General features: G+C 33.8%; 11 protein-coding genes. 4 read left to right on the top strand and 7 right to left on the bottom strand.

Going from position 1 to position 16,185, the window contains the following annotated elements; genetic code table 11:
* Positions 1-20 precede the first annotated feature (20 nt).
* Positions 21-992: a Gfo/Idh/MocA family protein gene (locus OLM54_RS00665; RefSeq protein WP_264536697.1), complete on the bottom strand. Its 972-nt coding sequence runs from the start codon at positions 990-992 to the stop codon at positions 21-23.
* A 315-nt stretch (positions 993-1,307) separates the two neighbouring features.
* Here OLM54_RS00665 and OLM54_RS00660 point away from each other — a divergent pair, with 315 nt between their 5' ends.
* Positions 1,308-2,633, top strand: a complete 1,326-nt coding sequence (locus tag OLM54_RS00660; RefSeq protein WP_264536696.1) for an ammonium transporter — start codon at positions 1,308-1,310, stop codon at positions 2,631-2,633.
* 275 nt (positions 2,634-2,908) lie between these two features.
* On the opposite strand, the gene OLM54_RS00655 is transcribed toward OLM54_RS00660, so the two are convergent.
* From OLM54_RS00655 to OLM54_RS00645, 3 genes are all read right to left on the bottom strand, one after another.
* Positions 2,909-5,002: a protein-disulfide reductase DsbD family protein gene (locus OLM54_RS00655; protein ID WP_264536695.1), complete on the bottom strand. Its 2,094-nt coding sequence runs from the start codon at positions 5,000-5,002 to the stop codon at positions 2,909-2,911.
* A complete protein-coding gene (tilS, locus tag OLM54_RS00650) occupies positions 5,002-6,312 on the bottom strand; it encodes a tRNA lysidine(34) synthetase TilS (RefSeq protein WP_264536694.1) in 1,311 nt (436 codons plus the stop codon). Before tilS ends, OLM54_RS00655 begins: the two co-directional genes overlap by 1 nt.
* A 368-nt stretch (positions 6,313-6,680) precedes the next feature.
* Positions 6,681-7,967 carry an anthranilate synthase component I family protein gene (locus OLM54_RS00645; protein WP_264536693.1) on the bottom strand — a complete coding sequence of 429 codons (1,287 nt, stop codon included), beginning with the start codon at positions 7,965-7,967 and terminating at the stop codon, positions 6,681-6,683.
* A 292-nt stretch (positions 7,968-8,259) separates the two neighbouring features.
* Between OLM54_RS00645 and OLM54_RS00640 the strand changes: the two genes are divergently transcribed.
* Both OLM54_RS00640 and OLM54_RS00635 read left to right on the top strand, forming a co-directional pair.
* Entirely contained in the window at positions 8,260-9,153 is an 894-nt protein-coding gene (locus tag OLM54_RS00640) for a DUF4349 domain-containing protein (RefSeq protein WP_264536692.1), read from the top strand.
* Between the two features lie 211 nt (positions 9,154-9,364).
* A complete protein-coding gene (locus OLM54_RS00635; RefSeq protein WP_264536691.1) occupies positions 9,365-9,739 on the top strand; it encodes a DoxX family membrane protein in 375 nt (124 codons plus the stop codon).
* Positions 9,740-10,162: 423 nt separating this feature from the next.
* On the opposite strand, the gene lpdA is transcribed toward OLM54_RS00635, so the two are convergent.
* Positions 10,163-11,566: a dihydrolipoyl dehydrogenase gene (gene lpdA, locus OLM54_RS00625; RefSeq protein ID WP_264536690.1), complete on the bottom strand. Its 1,404-nt coding sequence runs from the start codon at positions 11,564-11,566 to the stop codon at positions 10,163-10,165.
* A 283-nt stretch (positions 11,567-11,849) separates the two neighbouring features.
* Positions 11,850-12,305 carry an Lrp/AsnC family transcriptional regulator gene (locus OLM54_RS00620; protein WP_264536689.1) on the bottom strand — a complete coding sequence of 152 codons (456 nt, stop codon included), beginning with the start codon at positions 12,303-12,305 and terminating at the stop codon, positions 11,850-11,852.
* A gap of 347 nt (positions 12,306-12,652) precedes the next feature.
* Between OLM54_RS00620 and OLM54_RS00615 the strand changes: the two genes are divergently transcribed.
* The gene (locus tag OLM54_RS00615; protein WP_264536688.1) at positions 12,653-13,855 is read left to right on the top strand and encodes an aminotransferase class I/II-fold pyridoxal phosphate-dependent enzyme; all 1,203 of its coding nucleotides are present in this window, start codon (positions 12,653-12,655) and stop codon (positions 13,853-13,855) included.
* A gap of 74 nt (positions 13,856-13,929) precedes the next feature.
* On the opposite strand, the gene OLM54_RS00610 is transcribed toward OLM54_RS00615, so the two are convergent.
* Positions 13,930-15,864, bottom strand: a complete 1,935-nt coding sequence (locus OLM54_RS00610) for an amino acid permease (protein WP_264536687.1) — start codon at positions 15,862-15,864, stop codon at positions 13,930-13,932.
* Between the last annotated feature and the right edge of the window lie 321 nt (positions 15,865-16,185).

Raw genomic sequence — 16,185 nt, 5'->3', positions numbered from 1 at the left:
TTTACTACAAAATATAAATGCTAAAATTCTAATCCAATTTGATTTTTGATTTCTTCAACCATTTTACTCAAATCCAAGCTATTTTGATGCGACCAAAGTTTACTTTCTATTTGATTGTTTCTAATACAGTTATGACATTCTATCGCTTCATAAGAATATCCCTTTCCTAAATTTGGCAAACTAAAACTTGTTTCTTTTTCATCCTTAAATATAGAATATCCATTTGCCATAAACCATGGTGCACTAAGTTCAATACGCCCTTTTGTTCCGCTTATTGTTGCTTTCATATCAGATTCTGAAACTATTGAAGCATGTAAAACTGCCTGTGCATCATCGTATTGTAAAATCATTGAAGTTTGCAAATCAATATCATTTTTATGAAGAATAGATTTTGCTATTATTTCTTTTGGAATCCCGAGCATTATATAGGACAGAAATAATGGATATACGCCAATATCAAATAAGGCTCCGCCGCCATTATTTTTATTAAACAATCTGCTTCCTTCTGTTTCATTTCCAATAAAAGCAAAATCTGCTTTTATGTAATTTACTGCGCCAATTTCTTCCTTTTTAACTTTCGATAAAGCATCCTGAACTGACGGAATAAAACGTGTCCAAAAAGCTTCCATAAAAAATTTATTATGTTTTTTAGAAGCTTCAATCATTCGAACTGCATCATTATAAGATAATGCAATTGGTTTTTCGCATAAAACATGTTTTCCGTTTTCTAAGGCTTTAACAGATAATTCGGCATGTGAGTTATGCGGTGTAGCAATGTATATAATATCGACATTCGCATCTGCAAAAAGTGCATCGTAAGAATTGTAGGCTTTTGCGCAATTGTATTTTCGTGCAAACTCATTTGCATTATCACTATTTCGGGAAGCAACGGCAACTAATTCAGCGTCTTCCAGCAATTGTAAATCAGCAGCAAACTGATTTGCAATGTTTCCTAAACCAATAATTCCCCATTTTATTTTCTGGATTTCCATTGTTAAGCTTTAATTATAAAAATTGTTAAAAAGATCAAATATACATCATCAACAGAAAAAATATGACGATTTTCGGCAATAATCAAAGCATTTCAATCGCAAACAATTAATAAAAAAATAGGAAAAGTGTACATATTCTCAACTTAGGCAAAAAAAATGTTGCCAAATTGTAAATTTTAAGTCCATTTTAACAAATACATTCAAAACGAAGGGGGTTAAAATGAAAAATTAACAAAAATTAAACATTAGACTCTATTTTTTATAGGGGTGTTGAATGATTTTATATTTTTATCAAAAATTTAAAACTAAATAACTATGCGAAAAATTATTTTAAGTGTGATTCTTATCACGATTTTGTTACTATCTATTTTTTCCCTCTCATTTGTTACTGAATCAAAAACATTAGGCGCTCACGTTGTAGAACTAAAACTTGATACGGGTGATACCGCATGGATGGTTGTTGCAACTGCGTTTGTATTATTAATGACTCCGGGATTAGGATTCTTCTATGGAGGAATGGTAGGTAAGAAAAATGTAATCAGTACTATGCTTCAAAGTTTTATGGCAATGGTAATTGTTACAGTACTTTGGGTAGTAATTGGATTCGGGTTGTGTTTTGGACCAACTATAGGTGGTTTCATTGGAGATCCTTCATCAAATATATTTTTTCAGGGAGTAAGCGCAAACACCGCCTGGGAATTAGCGCCAACAATTCCAATGATATTATTTGCATTATTTCAGGCAAAATTTGCAATTATTACTCCGGCATTAATAACAGGAGCTTTTGCTGAACGTGTACGTTTCTGGGCTTATTTATTATTCATGGTTTTATTCATTATATTTATATATGCTCCATTATGTCACATGACGTGGCATCCTGACGGAATGTTCTTCAAATGGGGAGTTCTTGACTTTGCTGGTGGTACTGTAGTACACATGAGTGCTGGTTGGGCTGCTTTGGCGGGAGCAATATTCTTAGGAAAACGTAAAGTTCAAAAAGTTAATCCTGCCAGAATTACGTATGTATTATTAGGTACAGGTTTACTATGGTTTGGATGGTTTGGATTTAATGCAGGTTCTGCTGTTGGAGCCGGAAGTCTTGCTGCTCAGGCTTTAGGAACTACAACTATTGCTGCTGCTTCTGCTGCTATGGCTTGGGTTTTTCTTGATAAAATTTTAGGTCACAAATTATCTGCTATGGGAGCTTGTATTGGTGCTGTCGTTGGTTTGGTAGCTATCACGCCTGCTGCAGGTTTTGTGAGCATTCCACACGCTTTAGCAATTGGTATTATTGCCGCTGTAATAAGTAATCTTGTGGTTAGTAAATTCCCTAAAGGAAAAATCGACGATGCTCTTGACGTTTTTGCTTGTCACGGTGTTGGAGGTATGGTAGGTATGTTATTAACAGGTGTATTTGCTTCTAAAAGCGTAAACGCAGTTGTTGGTGACAATCAAGGTTTAATCTTTGGTGATGCTACTTTATTCTTAACACAATTAAAAGCATTAGTACTGGTTTCAATCTTTGCTTTTGTAGGTTCTTATATTTTATTCTTTGTTGTAAATAAAATTACACCTCTAAGAGTTACTGAAGAAAAAGAAGAATTAGGATTAGATATCTCTCAACACGGAGAATACTTATAAAATCAATTTCCAAAACAACTAACACAAAAAAAAAGCACTCTGAGTTTACTTAGAGTGCTTTTTGAATTTATTTTAGAGTGAAGATTTTAGATTGTAGATTTTAGATTGTAGATTTTAGATTGTAGATTTTAGATTGTAGACTTTAGATTGTAGACTTTAGATTGTAGACTTTAGATTGTAGACTTTAGATTGTAGACTTTAGATTGTAGACTTTAGATTATGAATTGTACTTTCTACATCTTACATCTTACTTCTTACTTCTTACTTCTTACTTCTTACTTAAAATTAGAAATCCCGTGTTTTAACCAAGCCAAATATTCATCTGCACTTACATAGCTAATTGTAGGTTTTGAATCGTTTAAATTCTTTCCTTCTAAGTCAGTAATTATATATAAAGGCTGCGTATTTGTTTTGTATTTTGAGATCATAAAATCTGTCCATTTATCACCAACCGTTATGATTTTATCTCCTGCAGCTGTTACAAATTGTTCCTCTTTTGGCAATTCGCGTTTATCGTCTACATAAAGAGAAATCAAAACAACATCATTTTTTAAGATTGGTAAAATTCTTTCGTCAGACCAAACATTGTTTTCCATTTTTCTGCAATTCACGCAGGCATAACCCGTAAAATCAAGCATAATTGGTTTGTTGATTGATTTTGCAAAAGCTAATCCATCTTCATAATCATGAAAAACCATAATTCCATGCGGTCCTAATTCTGCACCTTCAGGCAATCCTTTTTCAGATGCAATACCATTTCCTCCCTCTTTTCCTCCTATTCCTAACGGACTTTCACTATATGTTTGTGGCGGCGGAAAAGCACTTATTAATTTTAAAGGCGCTCCCCAAAGTCCCGGAATCATATAAATTGTAAAAGTCAAAACGATTAATCCTAATGATAATCTTCCAACTGAAATATGATGCGTTGGACTATCGTGTGGCAATGTGATTTTTCCGAAAAGATAAAATGCTAAAGTTCCAAAAATGGCAATCCAGATCGCTAAGAAAACTTCTCTTTCTAATAAATGCAATTGAAGAACTAAATCAGCATTTGATAAAAATTTGAATGCTAATGCCAGTTCTAAAAACCCTAAAACTACTTTTACAGTATTCAACCAGCCGCCGGATTTTGGCAATGAATTTAACCAACCCGGAAACATTGCAAACAACATAAATGGCAAAGCCAATGCTGATGAAAAACCTAACATTCCAACAATTGGAGCAATTCCCCCGTTTGAAGCAGCTTCAACTAATAAAGTTCCAACAATTGGTCCCGTACAAGAAAATGATACAATTGCCAAAGCCAAAGCCATAAATAATATTCCAACAATTCCGCCTCTGTCTGCTTGTTGATCTGCTTTATTTGCCCATGAATTTGGCAGCATAATTTCGAAAGCTCCCAAAAATGAAACCGCAAAAACAATCAATAAAATAAAGAATATCAAGTTAAACCAAACATCTGTAGACAATGCATTTAAGGCATCGGCACCAAAAACTTTAGTTACAATTAAACCTAATATTACATAAATAGCAATAATCGAAAAGCCGTAAATAATAGCGTTTCTAATTCCTTTTGCCCTGCTTTTACTTTGTTTGGTAAAGAAACTTACCGTCATTGGAATCATTGGAAAAACGCAAGGTGTTAACAACGCTGCAAATCCTGAAATGAAAGCAATAAAAAAGATAGACCATAAACTTCTTGTTGGTGCAGGCGCAGGAATTTCATCTTCTTTTGAAGCTCCGCTAACTTCTGTTTTTGCAGATTCTGTTTTAGCTTTTGCAACTGAAGTTGATAAAGTATCTACAACTAAAGCCGGAACTTTAGTTTCATCTAATTTTGTCTCTGAAATAGTTGGAACAGCATCCATTTTAAAAGTCGATGGAACGCTGATTGAGAATTTTTTATTCGAATTAATGCAAACTTCTTTACAAACCTGAAAGTCAAAATCAACATCAACCGTTTTTAAATTCGGATTTATAATCTTGATTTCCTGTTCGATATGCGCTTTTCCTTCAAAGAAAGTTTCATTTACTCCAAAAACATCATTAAAAGCTGTTCTGGTTTTCCCTTCTTTGGCTTTACCAACTAATTCGTAGTTTCCCTTTTGATTTTTAAAGGCAATTTCTAACGCAAGCGGACCTCCATCCGGCGTAAATTGCGAATACATATGCCAGTCTTTTTCAATCGTTCCATCAAAAATTAAAACCGCATTATTGCCTTTCTTTTCAATTTTAGACGTCCATTTTACCGGTTCTAAAATTTGAGAGTTGCCTTTTGCAAAAGCAAATATGAAAAATAACAAAAAAACAATGGTTTTAGTCCAAACACTTTTTGATATTTCAGCCTGATGGGATTGAGTAAAGTTCATTATTGTAATTCTATTTTAAGTATATTATTTGTGGTATCTTCTATTTTAAAACGTTCGTCCTGTCTAATTCCAACAACCCATACAATCTGATTATTGGAACATAAAATCCACGTTTTTTCTTTTTCAATTAGCGACAATTTCTCATCTTTAAAAAGTTTGCTCACCTTTTTTGATTTGCCGTTCATGCCAAAAGGATGAAAAACATCTCCCTCATTCCATTTACGTAAAACCAAAGGAAACTGGATTTTTTTAGCGTCAACAAAGATAGACTTATTTGAATCTATTGTAATGTCATCTACCCGACAAAGCTTCAATTTTAAGGGAAAATTAACGTCTTCTTCATTTTCAGTAATCAGATATTCATCCTTTTCATCTTCTTCTAAAATCGGACTTAAAATCAACGTATTTCTATTTTTTAGCAATCGAAATTCCGCAGCAAAAACCTGTTTGCCAGATTGTCCGTCAACTAAATCATAAACATCATTCCAAGCCAAAAAGCCAAATTCATTCAGCCATTGGTACAAATACGATTTATAATTAGGAAGTTTTATTAGCTGATTTAAATCAAAATGAATATCATTGCCAACTTCTTTCGCCACTTGCTGATAAATCATAATCGAAGCATCTTCAATCATTTCTTTTGATTCCTGCAAATACGATTGTGTTTTCTGAAAAGCATTCAGGAAGTTCGGATTTATTTCTTTTAAAATCGGAACCAGATCATGACGGATTTTATTTCTCAGATATTTATTCGATGCATTACTGCTGTCTTCACGCCATTCGATATTATTTTCTTCTGCGTATTTCAAAATTTCTTCTCTCGAAAAAGGCAAAAGCGGACGTATAATTTTATCATTTTGTTCCGGAATTCCGGTTAAACCATCTAATCCCGTTCCGCGTGTTAAATTGATAATGAAAGTTTCCAGATTATCATCGGCATGATGTGCCGTTACAATATAATCGAAGTTTTTGGTTTCTAAAAGTTCATAAAACCAGCTATAACGCAATTCGCGAGCCGCAACCTGTGTAGAAAGTTTATAATCTTTTGCAAAAGCTTCGGTATCAAATTGCGTTGTAAAAACGGGAATATTATTTTGATCGCAATAGTTTTGAATGAAATCCTGATCACCAAAACTTTCTAATCCGCGAAGCTGAAAATTACAATGCAAAACAGCAATTTCATAAGGTAGTTGTTTCAATAAATGCAGCAAAACCATACTATCTAAACCTCCGCTTACGGCAAGAAACAGTTTTTTATATTCCAAAAATGGAAATCTTGATGCGAGATGATTTTGAAATTTTGAAAGCATTTTATAAAAGTAGAAATTAAATTTTATTTATTACTGTTATTTTTCGCCACGAATTGCACTAATTCACGCTAATTTTTTCACGCAGATTTAAAAAGATTTAAGCCGATTCACGCAAATTAATTTTAATAAAAATCTATTCAAATCTGCTTTAATCTGCAGAATCTGCGTGAAACTAAATCATTTTAATCCAGTAATCTGTGGCTATATTTTTTCGTCACGAATTGTGCTAATTGTTTTTCACGCAGATTTAAAAAAATCTATTCAATCTGCTTTGATCTGCAGAATCTGCGTAAAACTAAATCATTTTAATCCAGTAATCTGTGGCAAAAAAATAATTCGTGCAATTCACAGCTAACATTTTTTAAAAATTACTGCAAAACTTCATGCATAGCTTTCGCTTTCAACAAACATTCTTCATATTCTTTTTCTGGAATTGATTGCGATGTAATGGCGCTGCCAACAGAAAACGAAACATATTTATTTTCCTGATTGTACAAAATACTTCTGATTACTACATTAAAATCAAAATCGCCGTCAGGCGTGAAATAACCTACTGCTCCGCTATATAAACCACGTTTGGTTTCTTCGAGATTTTCGATGATTTTCATAACCGAAATCTTGGGCGCGCCCGTCATACTTCCCATTGGAAAAGTGGTTTTTAAAACATCAATTGGTAAATATTGAGGATCTAATTTTGAAGTTATAGTCGAAATCATTTGATGAACCTGCAAAAAAGAATAAATCTTGCAGAGTTCTACGACTTCTACAGAACCTTTTTGTGCGGTGTGCGATAAATCATTCCGAACCAAATCTGTAATCATGATATTTTCAGCGCGTTCTTTAGCATCTGATTCTAAAAATTGTTTCGATTTTTCGTCTTCTGCAGGATCTGAAAAACGTTTTGAAGTTCCTTTTATTGGTTGAGAAATTAAAGTTTCTCCTGTTTTTTTTAAATAACGTTCCGGCGAAGCTGAAAGCAAATATTGTTTATAATTTTTGAAGAAAACAGAAAATGGCGCTTTTGAAATTTCATTTAGTTTCTGAAATTTTTCTAACGGATTTATATCCGCATTTTCAGCATAAAATTCCATGCAAAAATTGGCTTCATACATATCACCTGCGTGAATATGATCCAGCATTTTTGTTACTTTTTCTATATAAAATTCTTTCGAAATTCGCTGTTCCACTTCGACTCCGCTCAGTGTAACAAATGGTTCGTCATTACTTTGGACTATCTCATCAAAATCATCTTCAACCTCATCATCACAAAGCAATAAATACTGGATTTCAAGTTGATTTTCTTTCAGTATAAATATTTTTTTTGGCTGAAAGAAAAACAAATCCGGAAAATTTAATCCATCAAAATTTGATGATTTTAAATCTTCAACATCATTTTTTAAATCGTATGTTAAATATCCAAAAAGCCAGTCTTTAGTAGTTTGCTGATATTGTTTTAAGTCTTCAAACGCGTTATGAAAATCTGTTTTTAAAGACGTAAAAGCATCCACGGCCAGCATATAATTGAAGCTTGAATATTCTTGCGGATAGGAATTACTATCCAAAAAAACGACTTCGCGAAATTGCTGTGACCAGGTTAGAAGTTGCTGCTTAAACTGCTCTGGATTTGGAATATGTTTATGAATGGAAACTCTCAAAAAAGTATAAATTTTAGACTTCAAAATTACGACAAAAAAAATCCTTCGATAAAGTAATCCCGAAAAATTATTGGCACACTTTTTAGTATATCGAATTAACACTTATTATTAAAACTTTTGCCAATTAATTGAAAATTACTCACAGATATTCTAAGAAGAAGAAAAATACGCCACAGATTTCACAGATTAACGCAGATAAAAAAATCATCTAAAATCATTTAATCTGTGGCAAAAAAACAAAACTAGCCTGAAAGACAGGCAAGTCATTTATTAATCAACTTTAAAAACCTTTATGAAAACAATTGCAAAATTAGGCTTGACAGCCGTGGTAATCATCGCATTACTATTTTCTTGTAAAAAAGCAGATTATGCTTCTGCCGAAGCAACTGCAGATTATCAAACAACAGACAGCACGGCTGTTTCATCATCGGCAGCGGTGGAAAAAAAAGACAGCAAACAGAAATTTATTCGAACTGCCGATATTAAATTCAAGGTAAAAAACGTCGTCAAATCTACTTATGCAATTGAAAACGCTGTCGCTAAATTTGGAGGTTTTGTTACTTATACCAATTTACAAAGCAATATTCATGACCAGATTAAAACTAAAATCAGCCAGGACAGCACTTTAGAAACTACTAAATATTCTGTAGAAAATAATATTACAATTCGCGTACCCAACACACAACTTGATACAATTATAAAAAGTATCGCCAGACAAATTGATTTTCTGGACTTTAGAATAATTAAAGCCGATGATGTTTCGCTTAAATTACTAGCCAATCAACTTTCGCAAAAAAGAAGTGCCGTAAACGAAAAAAGAGTTGAAAAAGCGATTGATGAAAAAGGCAAAAAGATAAATGATATTATGGATGCCGAAAATACTTTGGCTAACCAAAAAGAAGCAAATGATAATCGAACAATTGATAATTTATCTTTACAGGATCAGGTCAATTTCAGCACGATCACTTTACAGCTTTATCAAAACGAAACAATCAAACAGGAAATATTGGCAAGTGAAAAAAACAGCGATGCTTACAAACCAAATTTAGGCATTCAGATTATTGATGCACTTAAAAATGGCTGGTATATTCTCGAAGCCGTTTTTGTATTCTTTTTAAATCTTTGGCCTTTTATTTTGATTGGTTTGGGAGGATTTTTTCTTTATAGAAAATATATCAGGAAATAACAAAAACTGTTAATAAACCAGCAATTTAATAAGAAAAAATTCATTATATTTGATATAGGATTAGATTTATCCTAAAATAGGATTGTATTGATTATAAAATTCTCAATAAATCTGGCTTAGAAACAGATTTTCATTTTAGCAGAGAATTCAATTTGTAATGTTTATCAGCAAAATAAATTATATTTTTTAACCTATCTAAAATCCTAGTATTATGAAAATTGCCACTATTATTGTTCGCGTCTTAATTGGTCTATTATTGCTTTTTGCTTCCATCAGTTATTTTTTCCACCTAATGCCTGAGCCAGAAACTACAGGAAATTTTAAAGCCTTTAATGTAGGTTTGATGGCTTCGACTTATTTAATGCCTCTTGCTAAATCAATTGAATTGCTTTGCGGAATTGCATTTGTAACAGGACGTTATGTAACATTAGCTAATATTTTGATCTTACCTATTACGGTAAATATTTTGTTTATTAATTATTTTCTGGCTCCGGAAGGTTTGCCAATTGCAGGTTTATTATTTCTCGCCAACTTATTTTTAATTTACAGATATTGGGATAATTACAGAAGTGTTTTCAGAGCATAAATTATTCTCATTCAAACATAAAAAAACCCGACACTTTACAATGTCGGGTTTTCTTTTTTAATTTTTATCGTGTTTTACCTATATCAGTTCATTGCAACTATTATAACCAGAATAAAAAGGACCAAAAAATGAGACCCTAAGCATACCAACATTGTCCTTTTTGACGAACTTGGCTTTCGCGATGCTTTCTTCCCATTTGTCTTTTGTGACATTATAGCCCCTATTATCAACTTTTATAGTGCTGTTATATATCTATTTTTCATGATATTATCTTTTTATAGAAGTAGAGATAACATCTGAATTTCACATCTAATTTACAAAATTATTTTTGAATTTTATATTTTATATTTATAAAAATAGTTGCTGAAAACAAAAAACCCGTCAGGAATAACTTGACGGGTTTTAAAATATGGCTTTACGTAATTATACGTGTAATGCTCTGTTATCTGTTGCTGCCAATGCTGCTTCTTTTACCGCTTCCGCGAAAGTTGGATGCGCGTGGCTCATTCTTGAAATATCTTCAGCAGAAGCTTTAAATTCCATTGCAGTAACTGCCTCGGCAATTAAATCGGCAGTACGGGCTCCAATCATGTGAACTCCTAAAACCTCATCAGTTTTAGCATCAGCGATGATTTTTACAAATCCGTCAAGATCTCCACTTGCTCTTGCACGACCTAAAGCTTTAAATGGAAAACTTCCTACCTTATATTCAGTTCCAGAAGCTTTTACCTGCTCTTCAGTTTGTCCAACTGCAGCAACTTCCGGCCAAGTGTAAACTACACCAGGAATTAAGTTATAATCGATATGCGGTTTTTGACCTGCTAAGATTTCAGCAACCATTGTTCCTTCTTCTTCTGCTTTGTGCGCTAACATTGCTCCACGAACAACATCACCAATTGCATAAATATTAGGAACATTTGTTTGTAAATGATCGTTTACCTCAACTTGTCCTCTGTCTGAAATTTTAACTCCAGCTTTGTCAGCGTTTAATCCGTCTGTGTAAGGACGACGACCAACAGAAACTAATGAATAATCTCCTTCTAGAGTGATTGTTTCTCCTTTTGCATTTTCAGCCTGAACTACAACAGCATCGCCGTTTCTTTCTACTGATTTTACTTTGTGAGAAACGTAGAATTTCATTCCTTGTTTTTTCAATACTTTAGTTAATTCTTTAGACAAAGCACCGTCCATTCCAGGAATAATTCTGTCCATGAATTCTACTACAGAAACCTGTGCTCCTAAACGAAGGTAAACTTGTCCAAGCTCGATTCCGATAACGCCTCCACCAATAATTACCAAGTGTTTTGGAACTTCTTTTAAAGCCAAAGCTTCTGTAGAAGTGATGATTCTTTCTTTATCAATTTTGATAAAAGGCAAAGAAGATGGTTTTGAACCTGTAGCAATTACAGTATATTTTGCTTCGATAGTTTCAGATGTTCCGTCAGCTTTTGCAACTGCAATATGTGTTGCGTCTACAAAAGAACCTAAACCTGTAAAAACTGTAATTTTATTTTTGTCCATTAAGTAGTTGACTCCTCCTACGGTTTGATCTACAACTGCTTGTTTGCGGGCAACCATTTTCTCTAAATTGATCTTTACATCACCCGAAACTTCGATTCCGTGATCTGCAAAATGTGCAATTTCAGAATAATGATGAGAAGAAGCTAATAAAGCTTTTGAAGGAATACAACCTACGTTAAGGCAGGTTCCGCCTAAAGCGTTATACTTTTCTACGATTGCTGTTTTGAAACCTAATTGTGCGCAACGAATTGCTGATACATATCCGCCAGGACCTGAACCTATAATGACTACGTCAAATGAACTCATAGTTTGTCTATTTTATTTTTAGCGATACAAAATTAAGGAATAAAGTTTTGTTTAAAGTTTAAATTTCAATGTTTTTTGTGTGAAATTTTGGTTGGAGGTTTTACTGCGAATGGAGCTAAGATTTGTTTTTTTGCCACGAAGACTTGATGGCACAAAGTTTATATTGAAGTGTGTATGTCATTTCGACGAAAGGAGAAATCACACAAGAAACTCCGCAAAGTATATCTTCAATCTTTGTCGACTAACTAATGTGATTTCTCCTTTCGTCGAAATGACAAAAAAGCTAAAAAATTACCGTCGAATTCTTCACTTCACTAATCATAAACATACTTTGCGTACTGCCAATATGTTGCAGCGAGGTTAGTTTTGTTACCAGAAATTCCCTGTATTCTTCCATGTCTTTTACTAAAACTTTCAGTATATAATCGTAATCGCCACTTACGTGATGGCATTCTAAAACTTCGTTTAGTTTGATGACTTCGCTTTCGAATTTGGTTAAGAATTCTTTGGTGTGCTGAATGAGTTTTAAGTGACAGAATACGACAAAGCCTTTATCAATTTTGGTTTTATCTACTAACGCTACATAATTTTTGATTATGCCTTCGCGCTCTAACTTTTTAATGCGTTCGTAAACCGCGGTTACCGAAAGATTAAGTTTTAATGATAATTCTTTGGTTGTTTTTTTACTGTCGGTTTGAAGTAAAACTAAGAGTTTTTTATCGGTGGTGTCTAAGGTCATAGCTGTGTCATTGCGAGGAAAAGCAATCTCATCCTCATAGTTATTCTTTTTGGTTAATTATTAAGTGAAAGAAAATCTATTGAATTATACTTTCTGTATCAAATTTAGAATAATAATCCTAATAATCACATTTATATAGTTTTAAAATCTAATTATATAGTTTATGATTGATTAATTTTCTAATAAAGAGTTATTTTGAATAGAATTTCTTTTGAAAACGAGTGCTGGAAATAGCTCCTTATTCTTCGACTCCGCTCAGAGTGACAATGGCAATTTTAAAAATCAATTTCAATAACAATAAATACTAACCAGAGGAGATTGCTTTGTTCCTCGCAATGACATAAAAAATGAAAGACTTTAACCCGGCAGACAAAATTCAGGATTTACAATACTTTGGGGAATTTGGAGGTGTGAATCCGTCAATTTCTGATTCTTCGACTTATACTTTTTTATCGGCTAAAACGATGTTCGATACTTTTGAGGGAAATATGGAAGGTTGTTATTTGTATTCGCGCCATTCGTCGCCTAGTAATTTGTATCTGGATCAGGCTTTGGCAGCGATGGAAGGAACGGAAACTGCGAATGTTTCGGCTTCGGGAATGGGAGCGATTACGCCTACTCTATTGCAGCTTTGCGGCGCGGGCGATCATATCGTTTCAAGCCGAACTATTTATGGTGGAACATATGCTTTTTTGAAAAATTTTACTCCGAGATTTGGGATTGAAACGAGCTTTGTAGATATCACAAAACTGGATGTTGTGGAAGCGGCAATTACACCAAAAACCAAAGTTTTGTATTGCGAAACGGTTAGTAATCCGTTATTGGAAGTGGCTGATATTGCCGGTTTGGCTAAAATTGCTAAAAAGCATAATTTGAAATTGGTTGTTGATAATACGTTTTCGCCTTTATCTGTTTCTCCGGCAAAGTTAGGCGCAGATATCGTCATTCATAGTTTGACAAAATATATTAATGGAAGCAGCGATACGGTTGGCGGTGTGACTTGTGCTTCGAAAGAATTTATTAATTCGCTGAAAAATGTAAACTCGGGAGCGAGCATGCTTTTGGGACCAACGATGGATAGTTTGCGCTCTGCTTCGGTAATGAAAAATTTACGAACGCTTCATATCCGAATTAAACAACATAGTCATAATGCGCATTTTCTGGCTGATCAATTTGAAGCTGATGGCTTAAAAACGGTATATCCAGGATTGAAAAGTCACCCGAGTCATGAACTATACAAAACGATGATTAATCCTGAATATGGTTTTGGCGGAATGATGACAATTGATGTTGGAACTTTGGCAAAAGCCAATGAATTAATGGAATTGATGCAAGCCAGAAACTTAGGATATTTGGCAGTAAGTTTAGGATTTTACAAAACATTATTCAGCGCGCCCGGAACTTCGACTTCAAGTGAAATTCCGTTAGAAGAACAACACGAAATGGGATTAACGGATGGTTTGATTCGTTTTTCGATTGGGCTGGATAATGATATTCAGCGTACTTATGAAATGATGAAGGCCTGTATGGTGGAGCTTGGGGTTCTTTAATAAAAAAGCCGTTCTGAGAATAATCTCCGAACGGCTTTTCCATTTATAATTTATAATTCACAATTAATAATTATCTACGCTTGTTGAGGAAAGTTCAGCTTACTGTTTTTTCTACTATAGGTAAAGTAAATAAACAATCCGATTAGTAACCATATTGTGAAGTAAATCCAGTTCCAGACGCTTAATTCCGCCATCATGTAAAGACAGCAGATTAATCCTAAAAGTGGAATTAAAGATAAATTTTGTCTGAATGACCAAACGGCTAATCCAACTAAAACTAAAAGGAAAATCCACATTGGAATTTTGTGTTTGAATAAGCTAAATCCTGATTCATATTTTAATGAATCGCTAATTGGTAATCCTTTTACAACAGCAGCATATTTTACATCGTCATCCTGATATTGAGCTAATAAATGCTCTAAGTCTGATGTTTCGGCAGTTTTATTATGAACGTCGATACTTTCTAAATAATTAAAAACTTTTGCTGATTCGTCTTTATTTAAAGATGTAATAATAGTCGTTGCATCATAAGTTTGCGATTCGTTATTGATAAAAGCCATTGTCGCTTTATTGTTGAAAGCAAAAGCATAATACAACCCTGCGATGATTAAAACAGGCATTATGAATTTTGAATTTACATAAGGTGTTTTGAATTTTCCTCTTGGAATTTCCGGCTTATTTTGCAACACTAAAACTCCGGCGCAAACCAATACAAAGGCAAATAAAGTTCCGATACTGCATAAATCTGTTACCATTGTTAAATTTAAAAACAAGGCTGGAATCGCAACCACAAAACCGGTTACAATTGTAGCAAATGATGGTGTTTTAAATTTTGGATGTACGGTAGAAAATTTCTTTGGCAATAAACCATCACGGCTCATACTCATCCAGATACGCGGCTGTCCCATTTGAAAAACCAACAAAACGCTCGCCATAGCAATTACTGCACTTACGGCAATAATTCCCGACATCCATTTTAAGTTTAATTTATCGAATACAAACGCCAGAGGATCTCCAACATTTAATTCGTTATAACGCACCATTCCGGTTAAAACCAAGGCAATGGCAATGTATAAAAGTGTACAAATAATAATCGCCCACATCATGCCGCGTGGTAAATCGCGCTGTGGATTTTTACATTCTTCTGCTGTTGTAGAAATGGCATCAAAACCTATGTAAGCAAAGAAAACTGCTGATACTCCTTTTAAAACTCCGCTAACTCCATTTGGCGCAAACGGATCCCAATTGGCTGTATCTACATAAAAAACACCTACAGCTATTACTAAAAGTACAATACAAAGTTTTACGACAACCATGACATTACTCGCATTACGAGATTCTTTCATTCCTCTGTAAACCAATGCAGTAATTAAAATAATAATGAATAAAGCAGGCAAATCGGCCACAAAATGGAAAGATCCAATTGTTGGCGCTGTTGTCCAGGCTGTATATGCGGCTTGCAATCCCGAACTTAAATTTTCGTATGATTTTCCGCCATGCATTAAAGCCGTAGCATCTTTAAATCCGTTTGAAGCGGTCAGGTAATCCATCTGAATCCATTGTGGCAAATGAATCCCGCCACTCTGGAGCAGTCCCGTAAAATAATCACTCCACGAAATCGCGACCGTAATATTCCCTACAGCATATTCCATAATTAAAGCCCAACCGATAATCCAGGCGATAATTTCTCCAAAAGCAACATACGAATACGTATAAGCGCTTCCTGAAACCGGAACCATCGAGGCAAATTCTGCATAAGCAAAAGCGGCAAAACTACAGGCAAGTGCTGTAAATAAAAACAAGAAAATAACGGCAGGACCTCCATCTGCACTGGCTTTTCCGATAGTACTAAAAATTCCTGCGCCAACGATTGCAGCAATTCCAAATGCAGTTAAATCTCTAGTTGTCAAATGCTTTCCTAATGCATTATGACCATCTGCTTCGTTTTTTGCAACTTGCTTTAGAATATCTTGTACCGTTTTTTTTCGGAATAAACCTGATAATGCCATATGTGAGTTTGCTTTATAAATTAATATTTTTCGGTCTTTGTGGTTTTATTTTGCAAATAATGCAAAAATTATCCTGATTTCAAATATATAAAACCATTTTGTTTTAGAGTATGTTTTTTTTCGCCACGAATTGCACAAATTTTCCCGAATTTTTTTTCTGCCACAGATTAAAATGATTCACACAGATTATTTTAATCTAAATTTCACGCAGATTTAAAAAGATTTAAGCAGATATGCACAAATAATTTTATAAAAATCTAAATTAAATCTGCTTTAATCTGTAAAATCTGCGTGAAACAAAAAAATCCGTGCTCATCCGCG

Origin of the sequence: Flavobacterium sp. N1736 (genome assembly GCF_025947065.1) — a bacterium.
GTDB lineage: Bacteria > Bacteroidota > Bacteroidia > Flavobacteriales > Flavobacteriaceae > Flavobacterium.
The sequence above is the reverse complement of the archived record's forward strand: the minus strand, read 5'-3'. Positions and strand labels throughout refer to the sequence as shown.